The organism is Ruminiclostridium papyrosolvens C7 (assembly GCF_000421965.1).
GTDB classification, from domain to species: domain Bacteria; phylum Bacillota; class Clostridia; order Acetivibrionales; family DSM-1351; genus Ruminiclostridium; species Ruminiclostridium papyrosolvens_A.
Genome location: NZ_ATAY01000098.1, coordinates 24,948 through 51,132, shown reverse-complemented (window position 1 = coordinate 51,132; position 26,185 = coordinate 24,948). Strand labels below are relative to the sequence as shown.

The 26,185-nt window shown below is 38.9% G+C and carries 17 protein-coding genes; 13 read left to right on the top strand and 4 right to left on the bottom strand.

Translation table 11 applies throughout. The features are described 5' to 3' along the window. Positions 1–7: 7 nt before the first annotated feature. The 6 genes from iadA (at position 8) to pflA (ending at position 8,063) form a co-directional block, all read left to right on the top strand. Positions 8–1,138, top strand: coding sequence for a beta-aspartyl-peptidase (gene iadA / locus L323_RS39600; RefSeq protein WP_020817226.1), 1,131 nt, complete (start codon positions 8–10; stop codon positions 1,136–1,138). A 90-nt stretch (positions 1,139–1,228) separates the two neighbouring features. Next, positions 1,229–2,551, top strand: coding sequence for a M48 family metallopeptidase (locus L323_RS39595; RefSeq protein ID WP_020817225.1), 1,323 nt, complete (start codon positions 1,229–1,231; stop codon positions 2,549–2,551). A 57-nt stretch (positions 2,552–2,608) separates the two neighbouring features. Beyond that, positions 2,609–2,983: a hypothetical protein gene (locus L323_RS39590; protein ID WP_020817224.1), complete on the top strand. Its 375-nt coding sequence runs from the start codon at positions 2,609–2,611 to the stop codon at positions 2,981–2,983. A 320-nt stretch (positions 2,984–3,303) separates the two neighbouring features. After that, complete coding sequence (locus L323_RS39585; RefSeq protein ID WP_020817223.1) at positions 3,304–4,776, top strand: hypothetical protein; 1,473 nt, start codon at positions 3,304–3,306, stop codon at positions 4,774–4,776. A 227-nt stretch (positions 4,777–5,003) separates the two neighbouring features. Beyond that, positions 5,004–7,232 carry a formate C-acetyltransferase gene (pflB, locus tag L323_RS39580; RefSeq protein ID WP_020817222.1) on the top strand — a complete coding sequence of 743 codons (2,229 nt, stop codon included), beginning with the start codon at positions 5,004–5,006 and terminating at the stop codon, positions 7,230–7,232. A 108-nt stretch (positions 7,233–7,340) separates the two neighbouring features. Continuing rightward, entirely contained in the window at positions 7,341–8,063 is a 723-nt protein-coding gene (gene pflA / locus L323_RS39575; RefSeq protein ID WP_020817221.1) for a pyruvate formate-lyase-activating protein, read from the top strand. 5 nt (positions 8,064–8,068) lie between these two features. Here pflA and L323_RS39570 read toward each other — a convergent pair whose 3' ends face one another. Further along, positions 8,069–8,251, bottom strand: coding sequence for a DUF6472 family protein (locus L323_RS39570; protein WP_020817220.1), 183 nt, complete (start codon positions 8,249–8,251; stop codon positions 8,069–8,071). A gap of 64 nt (positions 8,252–8,315) precedes the next feature. Beyond that, positions 8,316–8,774, bottom strand: coding sequence for a PaaI family thioesterase (locus L323_RS39565; RefSeq protein WP_020817219.1), 459 nt, complete (start codon positions 8,772–8,774; stop codon positions 8,316–8,318). 257 nt (positions 8,775–9,031) lie between these two features. Here L323_RS39565 and L323_RS39560 point away from each other — a divergent pair, with 257 nt between their 5' ends. Together L323_RS39560 and L323_RS39555 are read left to right on the top strand one after the other, a co-directional pair. After that, positions 9,032–9,670: a hypothetical protein gene (locus L323_RS39560; RefSeq protein WP_020817218.1), complete on the top strand. Its 639-nt coding sequence runs from the start codon at positions 9,032–9,034 to the stop codon at positions 9,668–9,670. Positions 9,671–9,789: 119 nt separating this feature from the next. Beyond that, positions 9,790–18,258, top strand: coding sequence for a GH36-type glycosyl hydrolase domain-containing protein (locus L323_RS39555; RefSeq protein ID WP_020817217.1), 8,469 nt, complete (start codon positions 9,790–9,792; stop codon positions 18,256–18,258). A gap of 13 nt (positions 18,259–18,271) precedes the next feature. Here L323_RS39555 and L323_RS42185 read toward each other — a convergent pair whose 3' ends face one another. Then, the gene (locus tag L323_RS42185; RefSeq protein ID WP_165582698.1) at positions 18,272–18,916 is read right to left on the bottom strand and encodes a DUF4184 family protein; all 645 of its coding nucleotides are present in this window, start codon (positions 18,914–18,916) and stop codon (positions 18,272–18,274) included. Between the two features lie 242 nt (positions 18,917–19,158). Here L323_RS42185 and L323_RS39550 point away from each other — a divergent pair, with 242 nt between their 5' ends. The 3 genes from L323_RS39550 to asnS all read left to right on the top strand — a co-directional run bounded on the left by L323_RS39550 (position 19,159) and on the right by asnS (position 23,085). Further along, positions 19,159–20,367, top strand: coding sequence for an NADP-dependent isocitrate dehydrogenase (locus tag L323_RS39550; RefSeq protein ID WP_020817216.1), 1,209 nt, complete (start codon positions 19,159–19,161; stop codon positions 20,365–20,367). 178 nt (positions 20,368–20,545) lie between these two features. Further along, complete coding sequence (gene asnA, locus L323_RS39545; RefSeq protein WP_020817215.1) at positions 20,546–21,556, top strand: aspartate--ammonia ligase; 1,011 nt, start codon at positions 20,546–20,548, stop codon at positions 21,554–21,556. 134 nt (positions 21,557–21,690) lie between these two features. Then, positions 21,691–23,085, top strand: coding sequence for an asparagine--tRNA ligase (gene asnS / locus L323_RS39540; RefSeq protein WP_020817214.1), 1,395 nt, complete (start codon positions 21,691–21,693; stop codon positions 23,083–23,085). A 50-nt stretch (positions 23,086–23,135) separates the two neighbouring features. Here the strand turns inward: asnS and L323_RS39535 are convergent, their stop codons facing one another. Beyond that, positions 23,136–23,789 carry a DUF4397 domain-containing protein gene (locus L323_RS39535; RefSeq protein ID WP_020817213.1) on the bottom strand — a complete coding sequence of 218 codons (654 nt, stop codon included), beginning with the start codon at positions 23,787–23,789 and terminating at the stop codon, positions 23,136–23,138. 202 nt (positions 23,790–23,991) lie between these two features. Between L323_RS39535 and L323_RS39530 the strand changes: the two genes are divergently transcribed. After that, complete coding sequence (locus L323_RS39530; RefSeq protein ID WP_020817212.1) at positions 23,992–24,486, top strand: SEC-C metal-binding domain-containing protein; 495 nt, start codon at positions 23,992–23,994, stop codon at positions 24,484–24,486. 336 nt (positions 24,487–24,822) lie between these two features. Further along, on the top strand, positions 24,823–26,175 hold the full coding sequence (locus tag L323_RS39525; protein ID WP_020817211.1) for a citrate/2-methylcitrate synthase: 1,353 nt from the start codon (positions 24,823–24,825) through the stop codon (positions 26,173–26,175). Positions 26,176–26,185: the final 10 nt, after the last annotated feature.

Here is a 26,185-nt window from a genome sequence, read left to right as displayed (position 1 = left end):
GGCACGTATGTTCAAGCTGTTAAAGGATGCAACAGTATATTCCCCGGAATATCTGGGTAAGAAAGACATATTGTTTTGCTTTGACAAGGTGGCTTTAATTGAAGATAATATATACCCTAAAGGTTTTAAAGATATTGAGCTAGTCAACTGTGACGGCAAAATTGTGTTTCCGGGCTTTATCGACCTTCACGTCCATATAACGGGCGGAGGCGGTGAAGGTGGCTTTACTACAAGGACTGAGGAAGCAAAGGCAGCTGACATACTCAAATACGGCATAACAACAGTTGTAGGAGTTCTTGGAGCAGATGGTGTTACCAGAAACATGCCCAATCTTTATGCAAAAGCACGTCAACTGGAACTTGAGGGTCTTTCAACTTATATATATACCGGTTCATATCAGGTTCCGGTTATAACTTTAACAGGAAGCGTACAAAGCGATATGGTTTTCGTAGATAAGGTTATAGGTGTAGGAGAGATTTGCCTTGCCGACAGCAGAACATTTGAACCGTCTTTTGACGAAATAAGCAGAATTGCAGCCCAAACCAGAAACGGTGCTATTATTTCAGGCAAAGCTGGTCTTGTGCATTTTCATCTTGGACTAGGTGAAAGTGCAATGGAGTATATGTTCAGGCTTGCAAATGAGACTTTAATACCCAAACAGCACATTCTTCCTACACATGTTAATCGTACCAAAAGGCTTTTTAGCAAGGCTTTGGAGTATTTAAAGCAGGGTGGCAATATTGATTTGACGGCGGGATTTATTCCGACGGATAGTGACCCAGAATGTGTTGCTACCTATGATGCATTAAGGACTATCCAGGATAGTAATCTGGATTTTTCAGGTATAACAATCAGCTCCGATGCGTACGGAAGCGTACCCACCTTTGACGAAAACGGAAACGTGGTTTCCTCCGAGACCGTAAGCTGCAAGATACTTTTTGATGAGGTTCGTACAGCCATTAAGGACAGGGGAATTCCCGTGGAAACGGCAATAGGCATTATAACAAAAAATGCTGCTCAGAGGCTGAAGATTGACGATAAAAAGGGTGCTTTGCAAGTGGGAAAAGATGCAGATTGCGTTATTTGTGATAGCGGACTGAACATAGTGAATGTTATTGCCAAGGGGAAAATGTATTAAAAAAGCTGAGTTAATACATTAAAATGCGTGGTACAATCATATAATTAACAGGTGGACATATTCCTAATAGTTAATTGGAGGTTGATTGCATTGACCAAGGATTTTCGCAAGATAATAATAGTATTTATCAGCCTGTTTGTAATATTTGCGGCAGCTGTAACAGTATCGGAAATAGTAAATTACAATCATATCATAAGAACATACCCACAAAGCGGGCAAATAGCTGTACCCGATACTGTTCAGGTAACAATGCCCACTCAGGCGGCTTTTGATTTTCAGAAAAGCAAGGTAACAACATGGCTGATAAGACTTTTTCTCAGCTTTGCAGTTCCTGCTTTTTTTATATTTTCAAAGCTATCAATTCAGATTAGAAACTGGGCAGCCGGGAGAGCACGCCGCTGGATTTCAATAATTATTCTATATTTCATTGCGTATTCAATTATTGAAACCCTAATTTATCTTCCTCTGGATATCTATACAGGTTTTTTCAGAATGCATCAATACGGCCTGTCAAACCAGAATTTTGTTCAATGGCTAATAGATACAATTAAAAATTTCATTGTAAATACGGTTTTAACTGGCGCAATTATATGGGTTCCGTTTCTTATAATAAAAAAGTCTCCGAAGCGTTGGTGGCTATACATAGCATTAATATCAATTCCATATCTATTTGTAGTTTCGTATATACAGCCTGTGGTAATTGACCCTATATTCAATCAGTACAAACCAATTGAAGACAGTCAACTGTCTTTGAAAATCGAAGATTTGCTGCATAAAACACCAATAGGTGACTGTCAGGTTTATCAGGTGGATAAAAGCAAGGAAACAAACCAGATGAATGCCTATATGACGGGGGTATTCAATACCAAAAGAATCGTTCTGTGGGACACTACAATAAATTATCTGGACACGGATGAAGTATTGGGGGTTACCGCCCATGAGATGGGGCATTACCTTATGGGGCATGTATGGAAATCAATTGTTTTTGGGGGCTTGGGAAGTATTATTATTTTGTACCTTATATATAGGATGATGGGGTATATACTTAGAAAAACCAAAGGAAGACTTGGCTTCAGCAAGGTATCGGATATAGCAGCATTTCCTCTTATAATACTGCTTATAAACCTGATGATGTTTTTTACTGCACCCATAACCAATGCATATTCCAGGAGTATGGAAACTGAGGCAGACCGCTTCGAACTTGAGCTTACAAGGAATAATTTTGCTACCGCAACAGCAACCGTCAAGCTTCACCAGCAAAGTCTTACCATGCCCGAACCGGGTATTGTTTATATGCTTTGGACCTATGACCACCCTACTTTTAAATCCAGAGTAGACTTTGCCAATAATTATAGACCTTGGGAAAATGGGCAACAGCTAAAATATCAGAAATTTATCAAAGAAGGAAAATAACAGATAGTGGTAGAAGTAATAAAAGGTTTTTGATTTTTACGTTTTGGAGGAAAAATAATGGAGATTTTAAAGGGACTTGGTATTTTAAATGCATCTTTCTTGGTTCCGGTTATTGTGGTTATTCTTATTGTACTTATTATTGCAAAGGTGGCAAAAAAACTGTTGAAACTTGGAATACTTATTGCGGTCATAGCAATTGGAGTGGTAATTTATTTTAATCTTCCAAGCTTCACGGTAGACAACGGTACAGCTACCTTAAAGCTTATGGGACAGGAGCATACAATAAGTGCTAAAACTGCAAAGGTTATTACCGAGGATAAGGATGGCAAGAAACAGACAGTGCTTGTTTCGGGAACAGAAAGGATTGTTCTCCCGTTCAGTAAAGACTTTGCAGAGAAATTTATAATGGAAAAGCTTAAAAACAGTAAATAATAGTGCTTAATCTTAAAAGGTATTTTATATCATGTATTTGATATAAAATACCTTTTTGTCATCCGTGAAGATAAAGGGAATGTGTTATAATAAATTACATATATGGAATTTATTGACAATATTTTGGGAAGTTGATAAAATCAGAAAGTACAGTGTTCAGGTCATAATGTAAGTCTGACAATGAAGGGAGGGTACTGTACTGCTGATAATCAGCTGAACTGTACTGCTTTTTTTAGAGAAAATATTTGCTAAGTAAAGGGTTTTCCTTGATAACTTCAAGATAGTCGGACGACTAACTATACAACAAGGAGAGATTTTATATGAAATTTAATAAAAAGAAATTGCTATCATTGCTGATGGTTGTTTCAATGTCTTTAGCTATTATTTGTCCAATGAACGTACTTGCAGCAGAAAAAACAGATACAAAAATGCATGTTGAGTATGCACCAAATAAAGAAATAAAGAGCCAGGAAGCTGTACAGGTTACAAAATTGATTTCTGCTAAAAATACGGATAAGCTCAAAAAGCTGGAGAAGAAAGTTAATATTTCAAGTGTCAAGAAGGGACACCTGCAGAATGAGACAGGGACAGCGAAAGTAGCAGCTACCGAGTCCGCCGTAACGGCTCAATCAACAGTAGTGGCAGGGACTGTAAGTGGATATTTATCTGCTACCAGTGATGCAGAATTATATTCTTTAAATTTGCAGCCCGGAATATACCTTCAAGCACAGTTGACAACTCCTGCAAATCCGGATTTGGATTATGATTTATATTTGCTGGATTCACAAGGAAATGTTCTGTGTGGTTCAGAGTATTTTACACAGATTAACGGAACCAGCGGAACATTGCCGGAAGCGCTGGGATATATAACATCAGGTGATGCAACAGCTACATATTATTTATATGTTCATTCTTCAAACGGAGGAAGTGTAAGCGAAGCATTTACATTAGATTATTCAGTAAGCAGTGCTTGTGATAACTATGAAATAGATGAGCATGTAAGTCAGGCCCTTGCGTTTACATACGGAACAGGTGGGGCATATGTCAACGCAAGAAACTTGAGTTCACCAATAGATAACGATTGGTATGTTATTACAATACCTAGCAGCAGAATATATGACAAATTGCAGATTACTGCCACCACTCCGTCTGCTAATACTTGTTCAGTCCAGGTATATAGAAATGCTGCATCATCAGGGTTTGCTATGCAGACGGTAACTCCGAATGGAAATAATTTTTCTGTTGGCACCGGAACATATTATATAAGAGTCAGCAATGCAAAAACCATGGAAGAATATAATGATGCAGATATTCAGAACTATACATTGACAGTAACTCCGATATTAAGAGCGGACACTATTACAATTACAGATTTAAACGGAACAGAAGGTTTGAATCATGTGGTTACGTATCCCGGCTATGGAACTCATTTCAGGACAGGTACAGGAACATTAACAATTTCCGGGTATGCCACAGTAAAAGATCCTACTACAAATGTTACTTATGCGGTTGCAGGAGTGGGAGTTACAGGAATGTACTATAATCCATATTGGGATAGAAATAACACACCTTCATGTGCTGTTAGAACCGGCACTAGTGTAACTGACTCTTCAGGCCGGTTTAACGTTTCTATAGGTTTGCCTTCAGGAGTGGGTGGTGAAATGTACGATTCAGGTGTTTCCTACCATTATTTCGATGTATGCGGTGTTCAGGCGTATATGAGTGATAATACAAACGTAAGAGATGAGGAAACCATTTTCCACCTTGCATATTCAATGTATCATGGCTTCTAGTCTAAAATATATGAATCGACATTAAGTCCAATATAAGTTATAAATAGGAAAATAAGCAAATAATAAAAAGCAGTACAATTAATGCTGAAACGGTATTTAAAAGCTTCATCCACTTTGGATGAAGCTTTTATCATATAGCGTGTTATAAATTCCCAGTAATTTTGTTGGTTTTCACTTCTTATTTTGGGTATAAATATATTAACACAATATAAAAAGAGGTGTTTACAATGGATGCATGGAGATATTTCAAAAACGGGAATTGGTCCGAGGAAATAGATGTAAGGGATTTTATAGTAAATAATTATACACCATATGAGGGGGATGATTCCTTTTTAAAGGGTCCAACGGAAAGGACACAAAAACTCTGGAAAAAAGTTAGTGACAAACTGGAGGAGGAAAGGAAGAACGGAGGAGTCCTCGATGTCGATACAAAAATTATATCAACAATGACTTCTCATGACCCCGGATATATAGATAAAGAACTGGAGAAAATTGTAGGCTTGCAGACTGACCAACCTTTGAAAAGGGGTATAATGCCATTTGGGGGCATAAGGATGGTGGTAAAGGGTGGAGAGGCCTACGGCAAAAAGATTGACGAAAGCGTTGTAAAGCTCTTTACTGAATATAGAAAAACTCATAATGACGGCGTTTACGATGTATACACTCCTGAAATGATGAGGGCAAAAAAAGCTGGTATCATAACCGGGCTACCTGATGCATATGGCAGAGGAAGAATAATCGGCGATTACAGAAGGGTTGCATTGTACGGGGTTGACAGGCTCGTTGAAGATAAAAAGAAGCAACTTACAAGTCTAGAAATGGATTATATGGACAGTGAAACCATTCAGGAGAGGGAAGAAACAAAAAGCCAGATAAAAGCCCTTGAGTACTTAAAGCAAATGGCAGAAATGTATGGCTTTGATATCTCAAGGCCTGCAGAAACCGCACAGGAAGCATTCCAATGGCTGTATTTCGGTTTTCTGGGAGCAGTAAAGGAGCAGAACGGTGCAGCAATGAGTCTTGGTAGAGTTTCAACATTCCTTGATATTTATATAGAGAGGGATATGAAGGAGGGTACACTTACTGAGGAAGAGGCCCAGGAGCTTGTGGACCACTTTGTTATGAAACTGAGATTAGTAAGATTTCTGAGGACTCCGGAATACGAAAAACTGTTTTCCGGCGACCCCACTTGGGTAACCGAGAGCATCGGAGGTATGGGCCTTGACGGACGTACTCTTGTAACTAAGAATTCCTTTAGAATGTTGCATACGTTGTTTAATCTGGGACACGCACCTGAGCCGAATTTAACGGTTCTATGGTCGGTGCATCTGCCTGACGGTTTCAAAAAATACTGCTCATACGTTTCCATCAATACAAGCTCCATTCAATATGAGAGTGATGACATAATGAGGTATTATTGGGGTGATGATTATGGTATAGCATGCTGTGTTTCGGCCATGAGAATAGGAAAGCAGATGCAGTTCTTCGGAGCCCGCTGTAATATGGCAAAAGCTTTGTTATATGCAATTAACGGAGGGCGTGACGAAAAATCAGGAGTTCAGGTAGGGCCTATAATGCAGGCAGTTGAGACTGAATATCTTGATTATGATGATGTAATGAAGAGGTTTGATGCTGTACTTACATGGGTTGCAAAGCTTTACATTAACACTCTGAATATTATACACTATATGCACGACAAATACGCATATGAAAGACTGCAGATGTCTTTGCACGACAAGGATATATTAAGAACCATGGCTTGCGGAATAGCAGGATTGTCCGTAGTTGCAGATTCCCTGAGCGCTATCAAGTATGCAAAGGTTAAAGTAATAAGAAATGAAGATGGACTCGCCGTTGACTATGCTATTGAAGGGGATTATCCAAAGTTCGGAAATAATGACAACCGTGTAGACAATATAGCAGTAATGTTGGTGAAACGTTTTATGGAAAAGTTGGAGAAACAGAGGACTTACAGACATTCTGTTCCTACTCTTTCAGTACTCACTATTACATCAAATGTGGTATATGGAGCGAAGACAGGCAATACACCTGACGGAAGAAAAGCGGGCGAACCTTTCGGACCGGGTGCAAATCCAATGCACGGAAGGGACCTGAACGGAGCACTTGCAGTACTTCAATCCATAGCAAAGCTACCTTACCAGTTTGCACAGGATGGTATATCTTATACATTTTCCATAATTCCAAAAGCACTTGGAAGAGAGGAAGATACAAGGATAAGCAACCTTGCGTCAATGCTAGACTCTTACTTTAAGGAAGGCGGACATCACATTAATATAAATGTATTTGAAAGGGAAATGCTGATGGATGCAATGGAGCACCCTGAAAAGTATCCTCAGCTTACAATAAGGGTTTCCGGCTATGCGGTAAACTTTATAAAGTTGACGAGGGAACAGCAGCTTGATGTAATCAACAGAACTATACACGAAAACATATAGCTACAGCCGGACAGCTTCCGAGGAATAATTCAGTCAAAGAAATTTCCTCGGAAGCTGCCCCGGATTTAATCTTTATACGGGGGTTGCAGTTTTAAGGAGGTAATTCTGATGGAAATCAAAGGAAGAGTACACTCGTTTGAAACCTTTGGGACTGTAGATGGTCCCGGGATTAGATTTATAGTATTTCTCAAAGGCTGCCCGCTGCGATGTAAGTACTGCCATAACAGAGATGCATGGAGCTCGGAGGGTGCAAAACTGTACACCCCTCAGGAGGTTATGAAGGAAGTACTGAAATACAGAAACTTTATAGAAGCCTCACATGGAGGAATAACAGTCAGCGGAGGAGAGCCGTTAATACAGCATGAATTTGTAACGGAACTGTTTAAATTGTGCCGTGAAGCAGGGATACATACTGCTGTGGACACTTCCGGCTACGTCAATGTGGAAGATATCAAGGAAACACTTGAGTACACAGACCTTGTACTACTGGACTTAAAGCAGGCAAACGCAAAGAAGCATTTGGAATTGACAGGTGTGGAAAATGAACGCATAAAGCTGTTTTCCAGCTATCTTGGTGAAATTGGAAAACCTGTCTGGATAAGATACGTCCTTGTACCGGGTTATACTGACGATGAAGAGGATTTGCTGGCAGCATATAATTATTTAAAGGGATTTAAAAATATAGAGAAAATAGAGGTTCTTCCGTACCACTCTATGGGAAAGGTCAAATGGGAGAAACTAAACGTAGAATACCCTCTGGAGGGAGTGTCGTCCCCTTCACAGGAAGAAGTAGACAGAGCTAAAAACATTCTGACCACAGGAAAACCGTAAAAATTTTACATTTGCTTTCTTACGGTTTTATATTCATCATTAAATTGAAAGTATGGGCAGCTGTTAAAGGATTTTGTCATAAATCTTAGCATTTCATCCTCGTCCAGATTTACCTGACAGTAATAAGTGCCGTATTCTTCATCGTATAGGTAATTAATGCAGCAGTCACAGTTTGATTTAGCCTTCATCAGCAAAACCTCCCTATTAATTATAATTCGTTTTTTCACTAGAAAAATGTCTCATGATTTAAAATCATTGAGGCATTTTTTTTAATACAGGAAAGTCATTTTCACAAAAATCACCTGTTACAAAATATGATGCCTGTGACCGTACAAGAAGCTGCTGCTGTTCGTTGAATATCTGACCGGAAGCCCTCATAATGGTTTTACCGTTGCTTATTACCTCGCCTATCGCGGTGAGGCTGCAGCCTACAGGTGAATTTTTTATATAGCTGTTGTTCATATCTATCGTTACAACTCGCTTTTTAAGTGTAATACAGGAAACTCCCATGACTATATCAGATAATGAAGCCAGAGTTCCTCCATGGACAAAGCCATAAATATTACAATGCCTGTCAAGAATTTTTGTCTTGCATATAAATTTCCCTTCAGCCAGTTCAGCTATTTCAAGCTGAAGAAAATTTTCAAGTATGGGAGCTTGGTACGTTTCCAATAAATATTTATAAAGCCATGAAAGATGTTCCTGTTGCATTATGAATGCCTCCGTTAAATTGTTAAGTTCATATAGCTATAACTATTACCATATATTAAAAAATGCTTTATTGTCAAGACTATGATGAATGCAAAATAATTAAAGGTTGATATAAAAAAAGCCGATAAAGTAATGTAATTGAGTTACAAATAAACCATTTAATTACATTGTTAGGAAGGATGATATTTTGAACAGTGCTGTAAGTAGCTATACAATAAAGATATTTCAAGCTCATTTATTAAAAGGAATTAGTTACAATGAAAATTAATCGTTTTATTTCTATGATTGCACTATTATTAATAGTATTGTGCGGTTGCAATGGACAGCAGGGGGCAGTCAATACACAAGATGTCAGTCAAACTGAAAGTACTCCGGGTGTTAAGGTTAATACGGAAGTAACCTTAGGTAGCTGCTCGTTAAACAGTATGGGAAAAGCTGACTATATACTGGCACTGAGAATGTTCAAAGGTGAGTATCATGAACAGTATCTCCCGGGAAGTGATTCAGGGCCCAACTGGACAGGAAACTTCAAACTGTGTATTATTGAGACACTACAGGATCGTGTTATTGAATCATACCCAATTAATGAAGAGCTGACCTTTAAAAATAAAATAGATATAACTTTAAAGGATTATAATAAAGATGGGAATTTTGATTTTCTTATAGGTCAATATGCATCTTCCAATTTAAATACATATAAAATGTACTATGTTACAAAAGACTTTAAAATAGGGTACTATAACAATATCGGTGAATTTTCCATAAGCAGTAAAAGCTATTCGCCAGAATTGAAAAAGGATAATAAAGGGAATCTTACATACAGCTTTTACGATAATTCCTCAGGTAAAACAATTACAAAAATCATAGATATTAACCTGCTTAAATTAAAAGATTAAATTTAAATATGAATATGTATTTCACCAAATGACTAAACATTCAATTTTAGGGAAACATAATTATTGATGTTTAGTTTTTTGTTATAAAAAAATTTTAAGATAAACGGTGATATACATATATGAATAATATATCAATTATCCTAATAATAACACTAATTGCCATTATTGCAGGTTTGATAGGACTTGTTCTAAGAAACAGACCCTCTTATGATGTTCAGATAGAAGATGTAGTCCTCAATCCTGATGATTTAATGAGACATGCCGAGCAGTTGGCGAAGAAACAGGTTACGGAAAAAAGAAGCTCAGGAATAAATAAGATTCGGGAAAGAATTGAAAGAAATTTCCAAAATGTTCTTGAGACCTACCATAAATTCAATATAGATATTTCTGCGTCTTTTCCTGTTCCTCCGGCTGCGGAGTGGCTTTTGGATAACTTCTATATTATTGAAGAACAAAAAAGCATCCTTCTAAAAGAATTAAGCGAAGCAAGACAAGCGGTGCCTGTAATATCTGAGGGTGCTTATGCAGGGTATCCAAGGGTATTTGCAATAGCGGCGGATTTAGTGTCCCATTGTGACGGCAATGTCAATGAAAGGATAATAAGGGACTTCATAACTGCGTATCAGAAGTACACTTTCCTTTCAATACAGGAGCTTTGGATGCTATCAACAATGCTAAAGGCGGCTCTTTTAGAAAAACTCTGGACTGTTTGCGACAGGATGAATACAAACCGTCAGGATTGGTACAGGGCAGATAATATAGTTAATGGGATCAGACATAATAATGAGAATTGCGATGATTTCAAAAGACATATAGAACAGCTTGACGAAATAACCCCTGCTTTTGCGGAGCATCTTATCAAAAAGCTGCGAAAGGATGGGGCAAAAACTCTATGGATGATTGAATGTTTGGACAGTATTCTTATTCAGAAAAGTACTTCAACAGACAACCTTATCTCAGAAGATCATTTTAATCAGGCAACACTTCAGGTATCCATAGGAAATGTTATTAACGGCTTCAGAGCATTATCTAACTTTGATAATACTGTCCTGTTCGAGGAATTAAGTGAAGTTGAGAGAATCCTCAAGCTTGACCCCTGTGGAATATATTCACAAATGGACTTCAATTCCAGAAACCAGTACAGGGACATAGTGATGAAAATGGGGAGCAAATACGATACAACTGAAATAAACATAGCCAGATTGTGCGTAGATTTGGCAAAGGAAAAGTACCAACAGAATTCTTTCATATCTGCTGAAAACCATGTAGGATATTATCTTGCCGGAAATGGAAGCAGTATTCTTACTGACCGGCTTGGAAACAATAAGCCCCCGTTCTTTAAAAACCGTGAGAGATGTTATATTTCAGCCATAGTGATTTTCTCTGTTTTAATTGCACTTATCCCTACAATGAGCAGCGTTGTAAGGGAAAAGGACGGGCTAATAGTTTTGGCTATACTGGTCGGAATACTTTCAATAATTCCTGCAAGCGAGATAGTTGTGGCGGTACTCAACAGCTGCATAAGCAGGGTTGCAAAGCCAGCACGGCTTCCAAAACTGGAACTCAAGGATGGCATCCCGGAGGATTGGGCGACTATGGTAATTATTCCTACCCTTATACCTAATGTAAAGAGAACGCTGGAACTTATAGATAATCTTGAAATTTATTATCTTGCCAACAAAGGCAACAATATATATTTTAGCCTTGTCGGAGATTTCAAGGATGCAGATGAAGAAACCCTCTCTGATGATAATGGAATAGTAGAGGCTGCCATAAAAAGGGTAAAGGATTTAAACAGTAAATACGGCCAGAGCGAAGGCAAACCTATTTTTTATTTTTTCTGCAGGAAAAGAACCTACAACGAAAAGCAGAGTAAGTGGCTGGGGTGGGAAAGAAAAAGAGGGGCAATTGTAGAATTTAACAGACTTCTTGGGGGAGACAGAAATACCAGCTATGTATTTAACAGTGGCGATATTGTTTCTCTGCCTAATATCAAGTATGTAATAACTTTGGATGCGGATACGCAGCTTCCTTTGGATACTGCAAAACAGATGGTAGGAGCTATGGCTCATCCCTTGAACAAGGCTTATTTTGATGCTGAAAAGGGGATTGTAACCAAAGGTTACGGTATTATGCAGCCTCGTGTTGACGTAAACATTGAAAGTGCAGGAATATCCCTTTTTACCAGAGTATTTGCAGGGCAGGGAGGTATTGACCCGTATACAACAACAGTATCTGATGTATATCAGGATGTTTTTGGCGAAGGAATATTTACCGGGAAGGGCATATATGATGTTGATGTTTTCAGAATGGCTCTTGATAAAACAATACCTGAGAACAGTGTGTTAAGCCATGACCTGTTGGAAGGCAGTTTTTTAAGAACTGCTCTTGTTACAGATATAGAATTGATTGACGGCTACCCTGCAAAGTACAATTCATTTATGATGAGACTTCACCGCTGGACAAGAGGGGACTGGCAACTGCTTCCGTGGATACTGGGCAAAAATCCTTTATCTTTGCTGTCACGCTGGAAGATGATAGACAACTTAAGGAGAAGTCTGGTTCAGCCCGTTTTGGCACTTATAGCATTACTGGCCGTGTGGCTTTTCAGATACAGCAGCAGGGGATGGCTCATACTTGCGCTTATATCCTTGTGTTCTCCGGTATTGAACTATTTTGTACAGCTTGTGCTTGCAGGCAACTATAAAATATATATTGCAAAGCGGAGGACTACTATTATAACGGGGTTCAAAGCAATCCTCCTGCAATTGGGACTGCTTATAACCTTTTTGCCGTATCAGGCGGAATTAATGGTAAATGCTGTTTCAAAATCAATATACAGAGTATATTTATCAAAACAGAACCTGCTGGAATGGGTTACAGCAGCTGACATGGAAATGTCCCTTAAAAACGGAGTGGGCAGCTATTACAGAAGAATGTGGTTTTCACCTGTATATAGTGCGATTATTTTGCTGCTTTCAATTTTATACAGGAAAGAGTTTTTACCTCTGGCTGCGGCAGCATTTATTTTATGGGTGCTTTCCCCATGGATAGCCTATATTATCAGCCTTCCTACAACAAAAGACAATGCTTTGCTTGATTCGGCAGGAATGGAAGAAGTCAGATTGCTGGCTAGAAGAACCTGGTGCTATTTTGATGAATTTGCAGGGCCGGAAGAAAACTATCTGCCTGCGGATAATTACCAGGAAGAGCCATATAAGGGAGCTGCACACAGAACATCTCCTACAAACATAGGTTTGCTTCTGGTATCAAATCTGGCTGCCAGAGATATGGGATATATAAATACACTGGACTTTTTAACAAGAATAGAAAATACAATAAATACAGTTGAAAAAATGGATAAATGGAACGGGCATTTATATAACTGGTATAACACTGCCACCTTGGAGGTACTTCGTCCCAAATTTATTTCAACTGTAGACAGCGGAAACTTTATAGGCTATTTGATGGTGCTTCAGGAAGGCCTTTCCGGGCTGATGGAGAGTCCAATATATGACTTCTCAACAATCGAGGGGTTATTTGACCTGCTTGAAATATGCAATTCGGAAATAGACAGCAGTAAGGCGTATTTTGATACTGAGCTTTTGAAAAAGCTAGTAGACAGGGATAATATTGAAGAAAGCTATAAAAATCTCTTGCCAGCCGTATTAAAATTAGTTGATGAACTGGATAAAAGCAAAAAAACAGGTTACTGGCTCAAAAAGCTGGATAGCTGTATTATCACATTTAACACTGAATACACAAAATACAAGGAAAATCTCTTTGCTCCCATACAAAATATATCACAGGAGATGCAGAGAATTCAACAGCTGCAAACAAAGGTTCAGCAGCTCATTGATGCAATGGAATTCAAATATTTATTTGACCCGGTCAGAAATCTTTTTACCATAGGCTTTGATGTTGAGGAAGGCCATGCAAGCAAATCATATTATGACCTTTTTGCTTCGGAAGCCAGACAGACCAGCCTTGTTGCCATAGCCAGAGGCGAAGCAGGAAGACAGCACTGGTTCAAGCTGGGAAGGAAGCTGGTAAGGGTAAACGGTATGAAGGGACTTGCATCATGGACAGGAACAATGTTTGAATACCTTATGCCAAGACTACTGATTAAGAGTTACTCTAACACATTAATAGATAAAACCTATGAATTTGTTGTAAAAACACAGATAAAATATGGACTGGCAAACAAAGCTCCTTGGGGAATTTCAGAATCCTGCTATTATGCATTTGATATAGGTTTAAATTACCAGTACAGAGCCTTCGGTGTACCTCAATTGGGATTGAAAAGAGGCCTTGCAAACGATTTTGTTGCAGCACCCTATGCAACTGTAATGGCTCTGGATATAGCACCACGGGAATGTGTTGAAAACATACACAGGTTCAAAGAGATTGGTGCTGTCGGGAATTTTGGACTTTATGAAGCGGTTGATTTTACAAGCTCTAGAATGAGCAAGAATCAGTCATGTGCTGTTGTAAAATGCTACATGGTTCACCATCAGGGAATGAGTATGCTGGCTCTTGTGAATTTCTTTAAAAATAACATAATGCAGGAGCGTTTCCACAGTAATCCTTTAATTAAAGCGGTAGATTCCCTGCTTCAGGAGAAGTTCCCGGCAGCTGCCGTAATAAGCAAGGAATTCAGAGAACAGCCTGTAGGAGGAGTACGAAAGAACATTAACCACGAGGATACGGTTATCAGGGAATATGAACGGCTTACAGCATATCCCAATATGCACTTGTTGTCCAACGGAAGCTACTACCTCATGATTACGGACAAAGGCTCCGGCTACGGTAAATTGCATTCAATGGCTGTGTACAGATGGATTAACGATTATATGCAGAGCAGCGGAGCATTTATATATATCAGAAATGTAAACTCAAATGAGTTCTGGTCCACTACCTATAATCCCACAAATACAAAGCCCGAGGCCTACAAGGCTATATTTGCACCTCACAAGGCGGAGTTTGTCAGAAGAGAAGGGAACATTGAAACAAATACCGAGGTGATAATCAGTTCAGAGGACAACACCGAGGTAAGACGAGTAAGCATACACAATCACAGCAACTCAAAAAGGGTAATAGAGCTTACCAGTTATATGGAAGTTGTTCTGACACAGCCTGAAGCCGATTCAGCCCACCCCGCATTCAGTAAGCTGTTTGTAAAGACTGAATATGTGGATGAATACAACGGACTTCTGGCAATGAGGAGGAAAAGAGATGATATAAAACAGACTACATGGGGATATCACATTGCATCTACTAATGGGAAAGTATACGGGCATGTGGAATATGAGACGGACAGGTCCCTTTTTATAGGCAGAAACAGAAATCTTGCAAATCCCCGTGCCATGGAACCGGACAGACCCCTTTCAAACTCTGTAGGTTCAGTACTTGACCCTGTTTTCAGTCTGAGAATAAGGGTTATAGTTGAACCGGGAGAAAGTACTGTAGTCAATTTTTGTATGGGTGCTTGTGACAGCAGAAAAACAGGGGTTGAGATGCTGTCAAAATACAGCGACCCGGCGGCGGCGGACAGAGTCATTGAAATGGCGTGGACAAGAAGTGTTGTAGAGGCAGGCTTTATAGATGTTGATGCGGATGACGAGAAAGCTTACCTGAGACTTCTGCCTCGAATGCTATTTGGTATTGACAGAAGAAATCAGGCTGAATATATCCTGCGTAATTCGTTGAGCCAGTCTGATTTATGGCCTTTTGGCATATCAGGAGACCTGCCTATCGTACTTGTTACGGTAAAAAGCAGAGACAGCTTTGAAGAGGTTGACTGGGCCTTGAAATTACATGATTTCTATAGAATCAAAGGGGTTGTATTTGATCTGGTAATTCTTCTTACAGATGAAGAATCCTATATACAGCCTATATTTGAAATGATACGGGATATGGCTGCTTCAGGGAGGTCTTATGACCTTCTTGATAAAAGAGGCGGTATATTTATAAGAAATTCAAGGCAAATGAATGAAGAACAGAAAAACTTGCTTTTTGCATGTGCAAAAATAGTAGTGGACGCTGATAAGGGAATTCCGTCGCTGATAGAGGTAATAGAAAGTATTGAAAAATCTCTGAATGTTGAAATTCATGGGACTTCAGAGCCTTACACAGAGACTGTTACACCGACTCTGATAAGTGAAAACCCCGGGAAAGATACCGTAACAACCGAAGAACTGTTATTTTTCAATGGCTTTGGAGGCTTTACCAAAGACGGTAAAGAATACGTTGTTGAATTAGGTGCAGGAATGACTACTCCTGCGCCATGGGTAAATGTAATTGCCAATGAAAGATTCGGATTTATATGTACCGAATCGGGAGGAGGTTATACATGGCATCTTAACAGCAGTCAGAATAAACTGACCTCATGGATAAATGATCCTATTACCGATACTCCTTCGGAGATAATATATATTTGTAACACTCAAAGCGGTAAGGTGTGGAGCTGTACTCCTTTGCCTGTGAGAGAAACGGAACCGTATACCATAAGACATGGCTTCGGGTATACCTGTTTCAGGCATAAAAGCAATGGAATAGACCAAACCCTTACACAGTTTGCAGCAGAAGAAGCAGCTGTAAAAATCAGTATATTGAAGTTGGAAAACACCACAACAAGCGAAATGATTCTGGAAACAGCATATTATTTCAGGCCGGTACTGGGTACGGAATTTTCACAGACATCCCCGTATATTGTCACGGGATTTGATGAAGCTTCAAACGCTATTCTTATTGACAATGTGTACAATGCCGATTTCAGAGGATTAAGAGCTTTTCTCGCTTGCTCTGAAAGTGTTGTATCCTATACCGGCAGCCGAATGAAATTTTTCGGCCCGGATATGGAAATATCAAATCCGGCAGGTATGAGGGAAGAACTTGATTCCAATACAGGAGCAGGTATTGATTCATGTGCAGTCTTAAAGGCCGGTATACGGCTTAAACCCGGTGAGTCAAGAGAAATAGTTTTTCTTATTGGACAGGACAATCTTGAAAGGGTTTCGGAAGTAATTAAAGGGTTAAGAAATACCGAGCAGGTAAAAAATGAACTTGAAAAGGTAAAAGACAGTTGGAACAGAAGACTGGGACAGATACAGGTTAATACCCCGGACATATCAATTAATCTGATGTTGAACGGGTGGCTGCAATATCAGGTGCTTTCCTGTAGGATATGGGCAAGATCAGGCTTCTATCAGGCAGGAGGTGCATTCGGTTTCCGTGATCAGCTGCAGGATGTAATGTCTGTTGTATATAGCTTGCCGGAGCTTACAAAAAATCAGATACTCTTGCATTGCAGGCATCAGTTCCCGGAAGGAGATGTTCAGCATTGGTGGCATAACCAAAAGATGAACGGTATCAGAACAAGGTACTCTGATGACCTGCTATGGCTGCCATACGTGACCTGTGATTATATAAATGTAACCGGAGATTTTGAAATCCTAAATATGGAGGAACGGTACATTACGTCTCCTACTCTTAATGAAAATGAACATGAAAGATATGAAATACCAAGTGATTCAGGTCTGAAGGGAACAGTTTACGACCACTGTGTCAGGGCCATAGATCAGGGTCTGAAATTCGGAATCCATGGAATACCTCTGATGGGTGGTGGAGACTGGAACGACGGAATGAACCTTGTGGGTGTTAATGGAAAAGGTGAGAGTATCTGGCTAGGCTGGTTTATGTATTGCGTTCTGCTAAGGATGATTCCGATTTGTAGCAAAATGGGAGATAGCCAAAGAGCAGAGAAATACAAAACAAAAGCTGACGCTATTATTGAGTCAATAGAAAGAGAAGCATGGGACGGAAGCTGGTACCGACGTGCATATTTTGACGATGGAACGCCTCTGGGTTCAATAGAAAATGATGAATGTAAGATAGATTCTCTATCCCAGTCATGGGCCGCAATAACCGGGGCAGCAAAAAACAGCAGGGTAGAGGAAGCAATGGGTGCGGTAGAAAAATATCTGGTTGACAGGAGAAACGGACTTATTAAACTGCTGACTCCACCCTTCTATGACAGTGAACTCAATCCCGGTTATATAAAGGGGTATTTGCCCGGAGTAAGAGAAAACGGAGGGCAATATACCCACGCGGCTACTTGGGTTATTTACGCATTTTCCAGACTTGGAAACGGAGAGAGGGCATGGGAGCTGTTTAATATGATTAACCCCGTAAATCATGCCAGAACAAAGAATGAGAGTATGACTTACAAAGTGGAGCCTTATGTCATGGCTGCCGATGTATATGCGGTTTACCCCAACGAAGGCAGAGGGGGATGGACTTGGTACACTGGAGCAGCAGGCTGGATGTACAGGATAGGTATAGATCATCTTTTGGGAATTAAAAAGCAAGGGAATTCCATTTTGCTGGATCCCTGTATTCCGCAGAGTATGAACGAATACTCCGTCAGATATGTTTACGGCAGTTCGGTTTATAATATAACAGTAAAAAATCAGGGACACAAAAACAGAAACGTTCAAAGAATAACCATAGACGGTAAAACTACAGAGACCAACAGAATAGAGCTTGTTGACGACGGCAGGACACATGAGGTGGAAGCTATTATGTAGATAATAATTAACTCTAGGTATTTAATGGCCGGTTGGATTTAGATTTTTTAAATACACACCGGCTTTTAAAAATAATAGAAACTGTTAAAATTCCGATAATACATCCTGAGAGGAACTGAACTATAAAGGTTCTTATTAATCCTAATAAGATTGTGTAATCATGGATACTTAAGAATGCAATTAAAAGTATTTTATATTGTCGGTATGAACCAAGTAATTTGACAATTCCACAGATAAGTATAAAACCCCAGTAAAAGAACTTTCGTGCAGAAGTTGTTTTTAATGATTCGTGAATGAATTTTCGCTTTTTTTTTAATACATAAAGTACCAATACTACCGTACCTGCAATAGATGTTAATATGTACAGGTAGTTGGATATAGAGAGTATCCCAACTTTTTTACTAAGGACGGTAAAGTTTTTAGAAAGAAATGTATTGGAATGTGTGAATTCATCTAGACTTATGTGCATTATAATTCCTATAATAATCGAATATAAAAAGACAAAAAATGATTTAAAGCTATGTAGAACAGGGTTGTAAATACTACTTACAGGGATTCTGCTTTTGATTATATCAGGAAGGTTTAATATTAAAGGAACTTTTATTAGATATTCATAAAATAAATATACTACTATGCATGACGGTATATAAAAAAGCAAAAGTGTTTTATTAGAGAAATAATCATTAAGTCTGTTGAATTTTTTGTTAAAAATACTGTGTAGATTAAAGATTTTAAGTTCTTTCCCTTCTCTATCAAAATCAAGTTTACATACATCCTTCGGATATGCTATATTAAAGTAGTGTGTGAAATCAATAACAAACTAACTTTGTATAATAAACTCGGATTTTACTCGGACATGCGGTACAATCTGAGTAAACTAATCTAAAAAGGAGTATATATATGGCAAAAATTTCAATGAAAACTCCACTGGTTGAAATGGATGGAGACGAAATGACCAGAGTAATCTGGAAAATGATTAAGGACATTCTTTTAAATCCTTATATTGACCTCAAAACAGAATACTACGACCTTGGACTTGAATACAGAGAAAAGACAGGGGACAAGGTAACTACAGATTCTGCTATTGCTACTAAAAAATACGGTGTTGCAGTAAAATGTGCAACCATAACTCCAAATGCAGAAAGAGTAAAGGAATACGACCTTACACAGATGTGGAAAAGCCCTAACGGTACAATAAGAGCAATTCTTGACGGAACAGTTTTCCGTGCACCTATATTGGTTGACAGTATTAAACCATTTGTTAAAACATGGACAAAGCCTATTACAATAGCAAGACATGCCTACGGTGACGTTTACAAGAACGTAGAATATCGTGTTCCCGGAGCAGGAAAGGCAGAATTGGTATTTATAAACGAAAAGGGTGAAGAAACCCGTGAGACAATCCACGATTTCAAAGGTGCAGGCGTAATACAAGGAATGCACAATATCGATATGTCCATAGAAAGCTTTGCAAGATCCTGCTTCAACTATGCACTTGACGTGAAACAGGACGTATGGTTCGCTACAAAGGATACCATATCAAAGAAATATGATCATACATTTAAGGATATTTTCCAAGAGATATATGAGAAGGAATATGATGCAAAATTCAAGGAAGCAGGAATTGAATATTTCTATACCTTGATTGATGATGCAGTTGCACGTGTTGTAAGGTCTGAAGGCGGATTCATATGGGCCTGCAAGAACTACGACGGAGATGTAATGTCAGATATGGTAGCTACTGCCTTCGGAAGTCTTGCAATGATGACATCTGTTCTTGTATCACCTGAGGGCTTCTATGAATACGAGGCAGCTCACGGAACAGTTCAGCGTCACTACTACCAGCACCTCAAAGGACAGGAAACCTCCACTAACTCCATGGCTACATTGTTTGCATGGACAGGAGCTCTCCGCAAGAGAGGGGAACTGGACGGCATAAATGAACTGGTTGAATTTGCGGACAAGCTTGAACAAGCTTCAATAAAGACAATTGAAAACGGTGTAATGACAAAGGATTTGGCTGCTCTTTCTGAATTGAAGAACATAAAGACTGTAAATACCGAACAATTCCTTGTTGAAGTAAAGAATACTCTTGATTCAATGATGTAATTAAAGAGAACCTAAAAGCATAATAACCATAGGATTCGGTTATTATGCTTTTTTGTCTGCCACCGGCAATTTACTATATATTTTCCTAAAAGTGTGATAAAATGACACTAGCTGTTTTGCGACTTGCAAATTTTAGAGATTTATTAAGTTTTAAATAATAATTTTTCAGGAGGTAAACATGAACAGTTTAATTAAGCCAGAAGGCTATAAACCAAGCCTTGACATACGTATGACAGAAGTTGCCATTAAAAAGACAAAGGATTATTTTGAAGGTGAACTTGCAAAAGAATTGAATTTGACCAGAGTTTCCGCACCATTATTCGTGAGACCTGAAACAGGCTTGAATGATAACCTCAATGGTGTTGAAAGACCCGTAGCTTTCGATGTAAAGGGTATCGACGGAGACACTGTGGAAGTTGTTCATTCACTTGCAAAATGGAAGAGAATGGCACTCAAAAGATACGGTTTTGCACCGGGAGAAGGCCTCTACACGGATATGAATGCAATCAGAAGAGATGAGGATATGGACAATCTTCATTCAGTATATGTTGACCAGTGGGACTGGGAGAGGATAATACTTAAAAGCGAAAGAACCGAAGAAACCTTAAAAAATATAGTAAAAAAGATATTCTCAGTATTCAAGAGAACTGAGGACTATTTGTCAGGACTGTATCCAAACCTGCAAAGATACCTTCCAGAAGATATATTCTTTGTAACCACTCAGGAACTTGAGGATATGTATCCTGAAATGACTCCAAAGGAAAGGGAAACTGCACTTGCAAAAGAAAAGAAAGCCATATTTATTATGAAAATAGGAGACACCCTGAATTCCGGAATCAAACACGACGGTAGAGCTCCTGACTATGATGACTGGGCACTGAACGGAGATATAGTGTTCTACTATCCTGTTTTGGACATAGCATATGAGGTTTCATCAATGGGTATAAGAGTAGATGAAGATTCACTTATGGCTCAGCTTAAAAAAGCGGGCTGTGAAGACAGAAAGAACCTCAAATTCCACAAGGAGCTTTTAAACAAGGAACTCCCTTACACAATCGGCGGAGGAATCGGCCAATCAAGAATATGCATGTTCTTCCTTGGAAAGGCACATATCGGAGAGGTTCAAGCTTCAATATGGAGTGATGATATGATATCCGATTGCTCAAAGAACAATATAGAATTACTGTAAAAGAATATATAAAGCCTATATAAAATGTACAATGGGGTACTTAATTTTATACAGGTACTTTTAATTTAATAAGTTTTGGCATATTATAGACTAGAGTATGTTATGTAAAACAAATGTACAAAGGAGTACGGTAAATGAGTTATACAGAGATAAAAAAACTATTCAGGTCGCCAGATGAATATATTGGAAAAACCATAACAGTTCCGGGATGGGTAAAAACTGTCCGTGATTCCAAAACCTTTGGTTTTATTGAATTGAACGACGGAACTTTTTTTAAAAACCTTCAGGTTGTATTTGAAGAAGATAAGCTTGACAACTTTAAAGAGGTTGCAAAACTTTCTGTTGGATCATCCATAGAGGTTGAGGGTGAACTGGTGGAGACTCCAAACGCAAAACAGCCCTTTGAACTTAAGGCAAAGAGGATATCCATTGAGAACCTATGCCCTGCGGACTACCAGCTCCAGAAGAAAAGGCATTCCTTTGAATTTTTAAGGACAATTTCACATCTGAGACCCAGAACAAACACATTTTCTGCTGTTTTCAGAGTAAGGTCGCTGGCTGCTTTTGCCATACACAAATTCTTTCAGGAGAGAGGCTTTGTCTATGTTCATACTCCCCTTATCACAGGAAGCGACTGTGAGGGTGCAGGACAGATGTTCAGAGTTACCACACTGGATATGAAAAATCCTCCAAGGACTGAAAACGGTGAGATAGATTATTCACAGGACTTCTTTGAAAAGGAAACAAGTCTTACGGTTAGTGGTCAGCTTACTGGTGAAGCCTATGCTATGGCATTTAAGAACATATACACCTTCGGACCTACTTTCAGGGCTGAAAACTCCAACACTGCCAGACATGCAGCGGAGTTCTGGATGATTGAACCGGAAATTGCTTTTTCTGATTTAAAGGATGACATGATGCTTGCAGAAGATATGCTCAAGTTTGTTATTAATTATGTTGTTGAAAATGCACCTGAAGAGATGCAGTTCTTTAATAGCTTCGTAGATAAAGGTCTTTTAGAAAGATTGGATAACGTTGTTAATTCTGATTTCGCACACATTACTTATACAGAAGCTATTGAGATTCTGAAAAAGAACAAGGACAAGTTTGAATATCCTGTGGAGTGGGGGGCTGACCTCCAAACAGAGCATGAAAGATATATTACAGAACAGGTATACAAGAAACCTGTATTTGTTACCGATTACCCTAAAGAGATAAAAGCATTTTATATGAGGGTTAATGATGACGACAAGACTGTTGCAGCCATGGACCTTCTGGTACCCGGCGTAGGCGAGATAATAGGTGGAAGCCAGAGGGAAGAGCGTCTGGATGTCCTAGAAAAGAAGATGGATGAAATGGGTCTTAACAAGGAAGATTACCAGTGGTATCTTGACCTTCGCAAATACGGAGGCACAAAACATGCAGGCTTCGGTCTTGGTTTTGAGAGAGCTATAATGTATCTCACAGGAATAACAAATATCAGAGATGTGATACCTTTCGCAAGAACCACAGGTAGCTGTGAATTCTAGTAAAAATGAGGGAGCTTCACAAAAAAATGTGAAAAGCTCCCTTTTATGTTTTACACTCTCAGATAGGTAGTACCGTCCATAGGGATGTATACTTGCAGTCCGGGTTGAATCCCTTGATTTCCAACAACGTAGAAAGTCAGGTTTCTTCTCGGGAGAAGATTTACAGGCACAAATAAGAGATTGGTTGACGAGTTGGACGGTCTGACAAAAAAGTTGTATCTACCCGGAGGGAAGCTCCTGTAATCGGAAACTTCAGTATATCCTACATTTGTAAATACTGCCGGGCCTCCTCTTAAAACAAGATCAAGGTTGCCGGAATTAGGTGAGAGGTTAGCAAACCTGATGTTAACTCTGCCTGGAGCAAGAGTTTCATATTCATCTTCAACAGGCAGTATTCCTATTCTTGGAAGGATTCCGATTACGGCCAGAGTAAATACCTGTTTTTCCGATATGGGGAGATTTATACTCAATATTGGAGTATTCTTCTGTCCGGCAGGGTACACCTCAATCTTGTACGTACCTGTAGCCAATGGCATATATTCAGTAAACTGTCCATATGAAAGTCCTCTGGCAATAAGTCTGTCATTTGCATAGACATCAGCAGCAGGAGTTCCCGGAGAAGCGTGAAACAGCCTGACATATGAGATGCCGGGCATTTGTCTCAGACTGTCAGCCTGATCAATGTCAAAAAAGTCATAATCCATAAAATTCACCACCATGTTCTATAATAAATTTGAGTAGTCATATATCAATATATGCGGTGGAATGGGGAAAAGTTAACATAAGTATTAAATAAAAAAGAATCATACAAAAATTTTATATTGTAGGGAATTCAAATAATTAGTGTATGATTAATTTGTTTATGGTATAATAGCATGAGATTTTATAAGAAAAGGAGTAGTTGTTATGTCGATATACGAACAGTGGAGAGAAATTGCGGATGCTGAAAGAACTCCACAAGAAAATGAGTCTTTTTGGAAAGATTATTTTTTAAAGGAAAAAGATAACTACGCATATATATTAGGCAATAATTTAAAGACCTTGAAAGGCGAACTGAAAGAACTTGCAAGTACGTTTAATATGGATAATGTTACATTTACAGGTTTCTTGGACGGAATAAATACCAGTCTCGTACAAGAGATTGATTTGGAGTCATTAGATGAAACAACAGTTCTGGATGCGGAAATAGATTACGAAAAGCTGTATTTTAACATGCTGGATGCAAAAGCAGAATGGTTATACAACCTGCCTGAATGGGAAGACATACTTACTGTTGAAAGAAGAAAAGAAATTACTACTGAATACAGAAAGGCAGGAATTGCTATAAGCAATAAAGTTGGCAGAAATGACCCCTGCCCTTGTGGGAGTGGGAAAAAATACAAGAAATGTTGCGGAAAGTAAGATTTTTTGATATTAGAGAATAATTATACACGTAAATAAAAGGCTTGAGTTAAACACGGATATTTCCCCGATTGACTCAAGCCTTTGTTTTTTCTTATAAACGGCAAGGTTCAAGGCCTTTGGGAAATTTGTATATCGATATTGATGAATTTTTAACAAATTAAACTTGCACTGACAAATGAATTATTATACAATTAGTATAGATTGGGAACTTTTTGTGAAAGAACAGGCCTCTGATAATTCATACTAGAACAAAATAAATTTTGATTAATTTAGCAAATAAATAGTGGCACAGGCATAAAAAATGTTTTATCCAATGCCGGAAATGGAGAAGATATGGAAAAAAAATTAAATGATTATATTGATAAGATGGTAAGTGTAGTTGATTGTGTAAACAGAATTGACCCGGAATATTTTACAAAATACAGTGTTAAAAAAGGACTAAGAAATAGCGATGGTTCCGGAGTTCTGGTGGGATTGACCGAAATAGGTGAGGTCCATGGTTATGTTATGTACGAAGGCGAGAGAAAAGAAGACGAAGGTCGTCTTGTTTACAGAGGTATAGACGTTTACGAGTTGGTAAGGGGATTTCAGCAGGAGAAAAGATTTGGCTTTGAAGAAGTATGTTATCTGCTGTTGTTCGGTAAGCTCCCAAATAGTGATGAGCTGTCAGAGTTTACGGAGTTGTTGGGAGGATTAAGAGCGTTACCAAACGGCTTTACCGAGGATATGATATTGAAGGCACCCAGCTCAGACATTATGAACAAGCTTGCAAGAAGTGTACTTGTTTCTTATTCATTTGATGAAGAACCCGACGGTATAGACCCTAGAAATCTTTTAAGACAGAGCATTGAGCTGATAGCTAGATTTCCTACAATGGTGGCTTACGGATTTCAGGCAAAGTCTCACTATTACGGAGGGCAAAGTCTATATATCCATAGTCCTTTACCTGAATTGTCAACAGCTGAAAATATACTGCATATGATCAGGCCTGACAATAAATATACGCAGTCTGAGGCTGAAATACTTGACCTTGCACTGGTACTTCACGCAGAGCATGGAGGAGGAAACAACTCTACGTTTGCTGCAAGAGTAGTCTCTTCTACCGAAACAGATACATATTCAGCCATTGCTGCTGCAGTCGGCTCTCTGAAGGGACCGAAGCACGGTGGAGCAAACATAAAAGCAATGAATATGCTTACAGATATAAAGGAAAACGTTCAAGATTGGGCGGACGATGATGAAATCAGAAATTATCTGATAAAGATAATCAACAAGGAAGCCTTTGACAAGGCAGGCCTCATATACGGAATGGGCCATGCCGTGTATACTTTGTCAGACCCGAGAACAATACTGCTAAAGGAAAAGGCGCACCATCTGGCAATCGAAAAGGGAAGGGAAAGAGAGTTCCTGCTGTATGATGCTGTTGAAAGAATTGCACCTGAAGTATTTGCACAGGCAAAAGGTACAACTAAAAATATTTGTGCCAATGTTGACCTTTACTCAGGATTTGTATATGACGCACTGGGAATTCCAACCGAACTGTTCACACCTTTATTTGCAGTTGCAAGAATAGTTGGCTGGTGTGCCCACAGAATTGAAGAGGTAGTTTGCATGCAAAAGATAATAAGGCCTGCATACAAGAGTATTTCAAAGCCGCACAAATTCTTACCGATGGAAGAAAGATAATTATTCTTTT

Excerpts from the sequence above, each read along its gene's own strand:
- iadA (WP_020817226.1), top strand. The coding sequence starts at position 8 with ATGTTCAAGCTGTTAAAGGATGCAACAGTATATTCCCCGGAATATCTG.
- L323_RS39590 (WP_020817224.1), top strand. The coding sequence starts at position 2,609 with ATGGAGATTTTAAAGGGACTTGGTATTTTAAATGCATCTTTCTTGGTT.
- L323_RS39585 (WP_020817223.1), top strand. The coding sequence starts at position 3,304 with ATGAAATTTAATAAAAAGAAATTGCTATCATTGCTGATGGTTGTTTCA.
- pflB (WP_020817222.1), top strand. The coding sequence starts at position 5,004 with ATGGATGCATGGAGATATTTCAAAAACGGGAATTGGTCCGAGGAAATA.
- pflA (WP_020817221.1), top strand. The coding sequence starts at position 7,341 with ATGGAAATCAAAGGAAGAGTACACTCGTTTGAAACCTTTGGGACTGTA.
- L323_RS39570 (WP_020817220.1), bottom strand. The coding sequence starts at position 8,251 with ATGAAGGCTAAATCAAACTGTGACTGCTGCATTAATTACCTATACGAT.
- L323_RS39565 (WP_020817219.1), bottom strand. The coding sequence starts at position 8,774 with ATGCAACAGGAACATCTTTCATGGCTTTATAAATATTTATTGGAAACG.
- L323_RS39560 (WP_020817218.1), top strand. The coding sequence starts at position 9,032 with ATGAAAATTAATCGTTTTATTTCTATGATTGCACTATTATTAATAGTA.
- L323_RS39555 (WP_020817217.1), top strand. The coding sequence starts at position 9,790 with ATGAATAATATATCAATTATCCTAATAATAACACTAATTGCCATTATT.
- L323_RS39550 (WP_020817216.1), top strand. The coding sequence starts at position 19,159 with ATGGCAAAAATTTCAATGAAAACTCCACTGGTTGAAATGGATGGAGAC.
- asnA (WP_020817215.1), top strand. The coding sequence starts at position 20,546 with ATGAACAGTTTAATTAAGCCAGAAGGCTATAAACCAAGCCTTGACATA.
- asnS (WP_020817214.1), top strand. The coding sequence starts at position 21,691 with ATGAGTTATACAGAGATAAAAAAACTATTCAGGTCGCCAGATGAATAT.
- L323_RS39535 (WP_020817213.1), bottom strand. The coding sequence starts at position 23,789 with ATGGATTATGACTTTTTTGACATTGATCAGGCTGACAGTCTGAGACAA.
- L323_RS39530 (WP_020817212.1), top strand. The coding sequence starts at position 23,992 with ATGTCGATATACGAACAGTGGAGAGAAATTGCGGATGCTGAAAGAACT.
- L323_RS39525 (WP_020817211.1), top strand. The coding sequence starts at position 24,823 with ATGGAAAAAAAATTAAATGATTATATTGATAAGATGGTAAGTGTAGTT.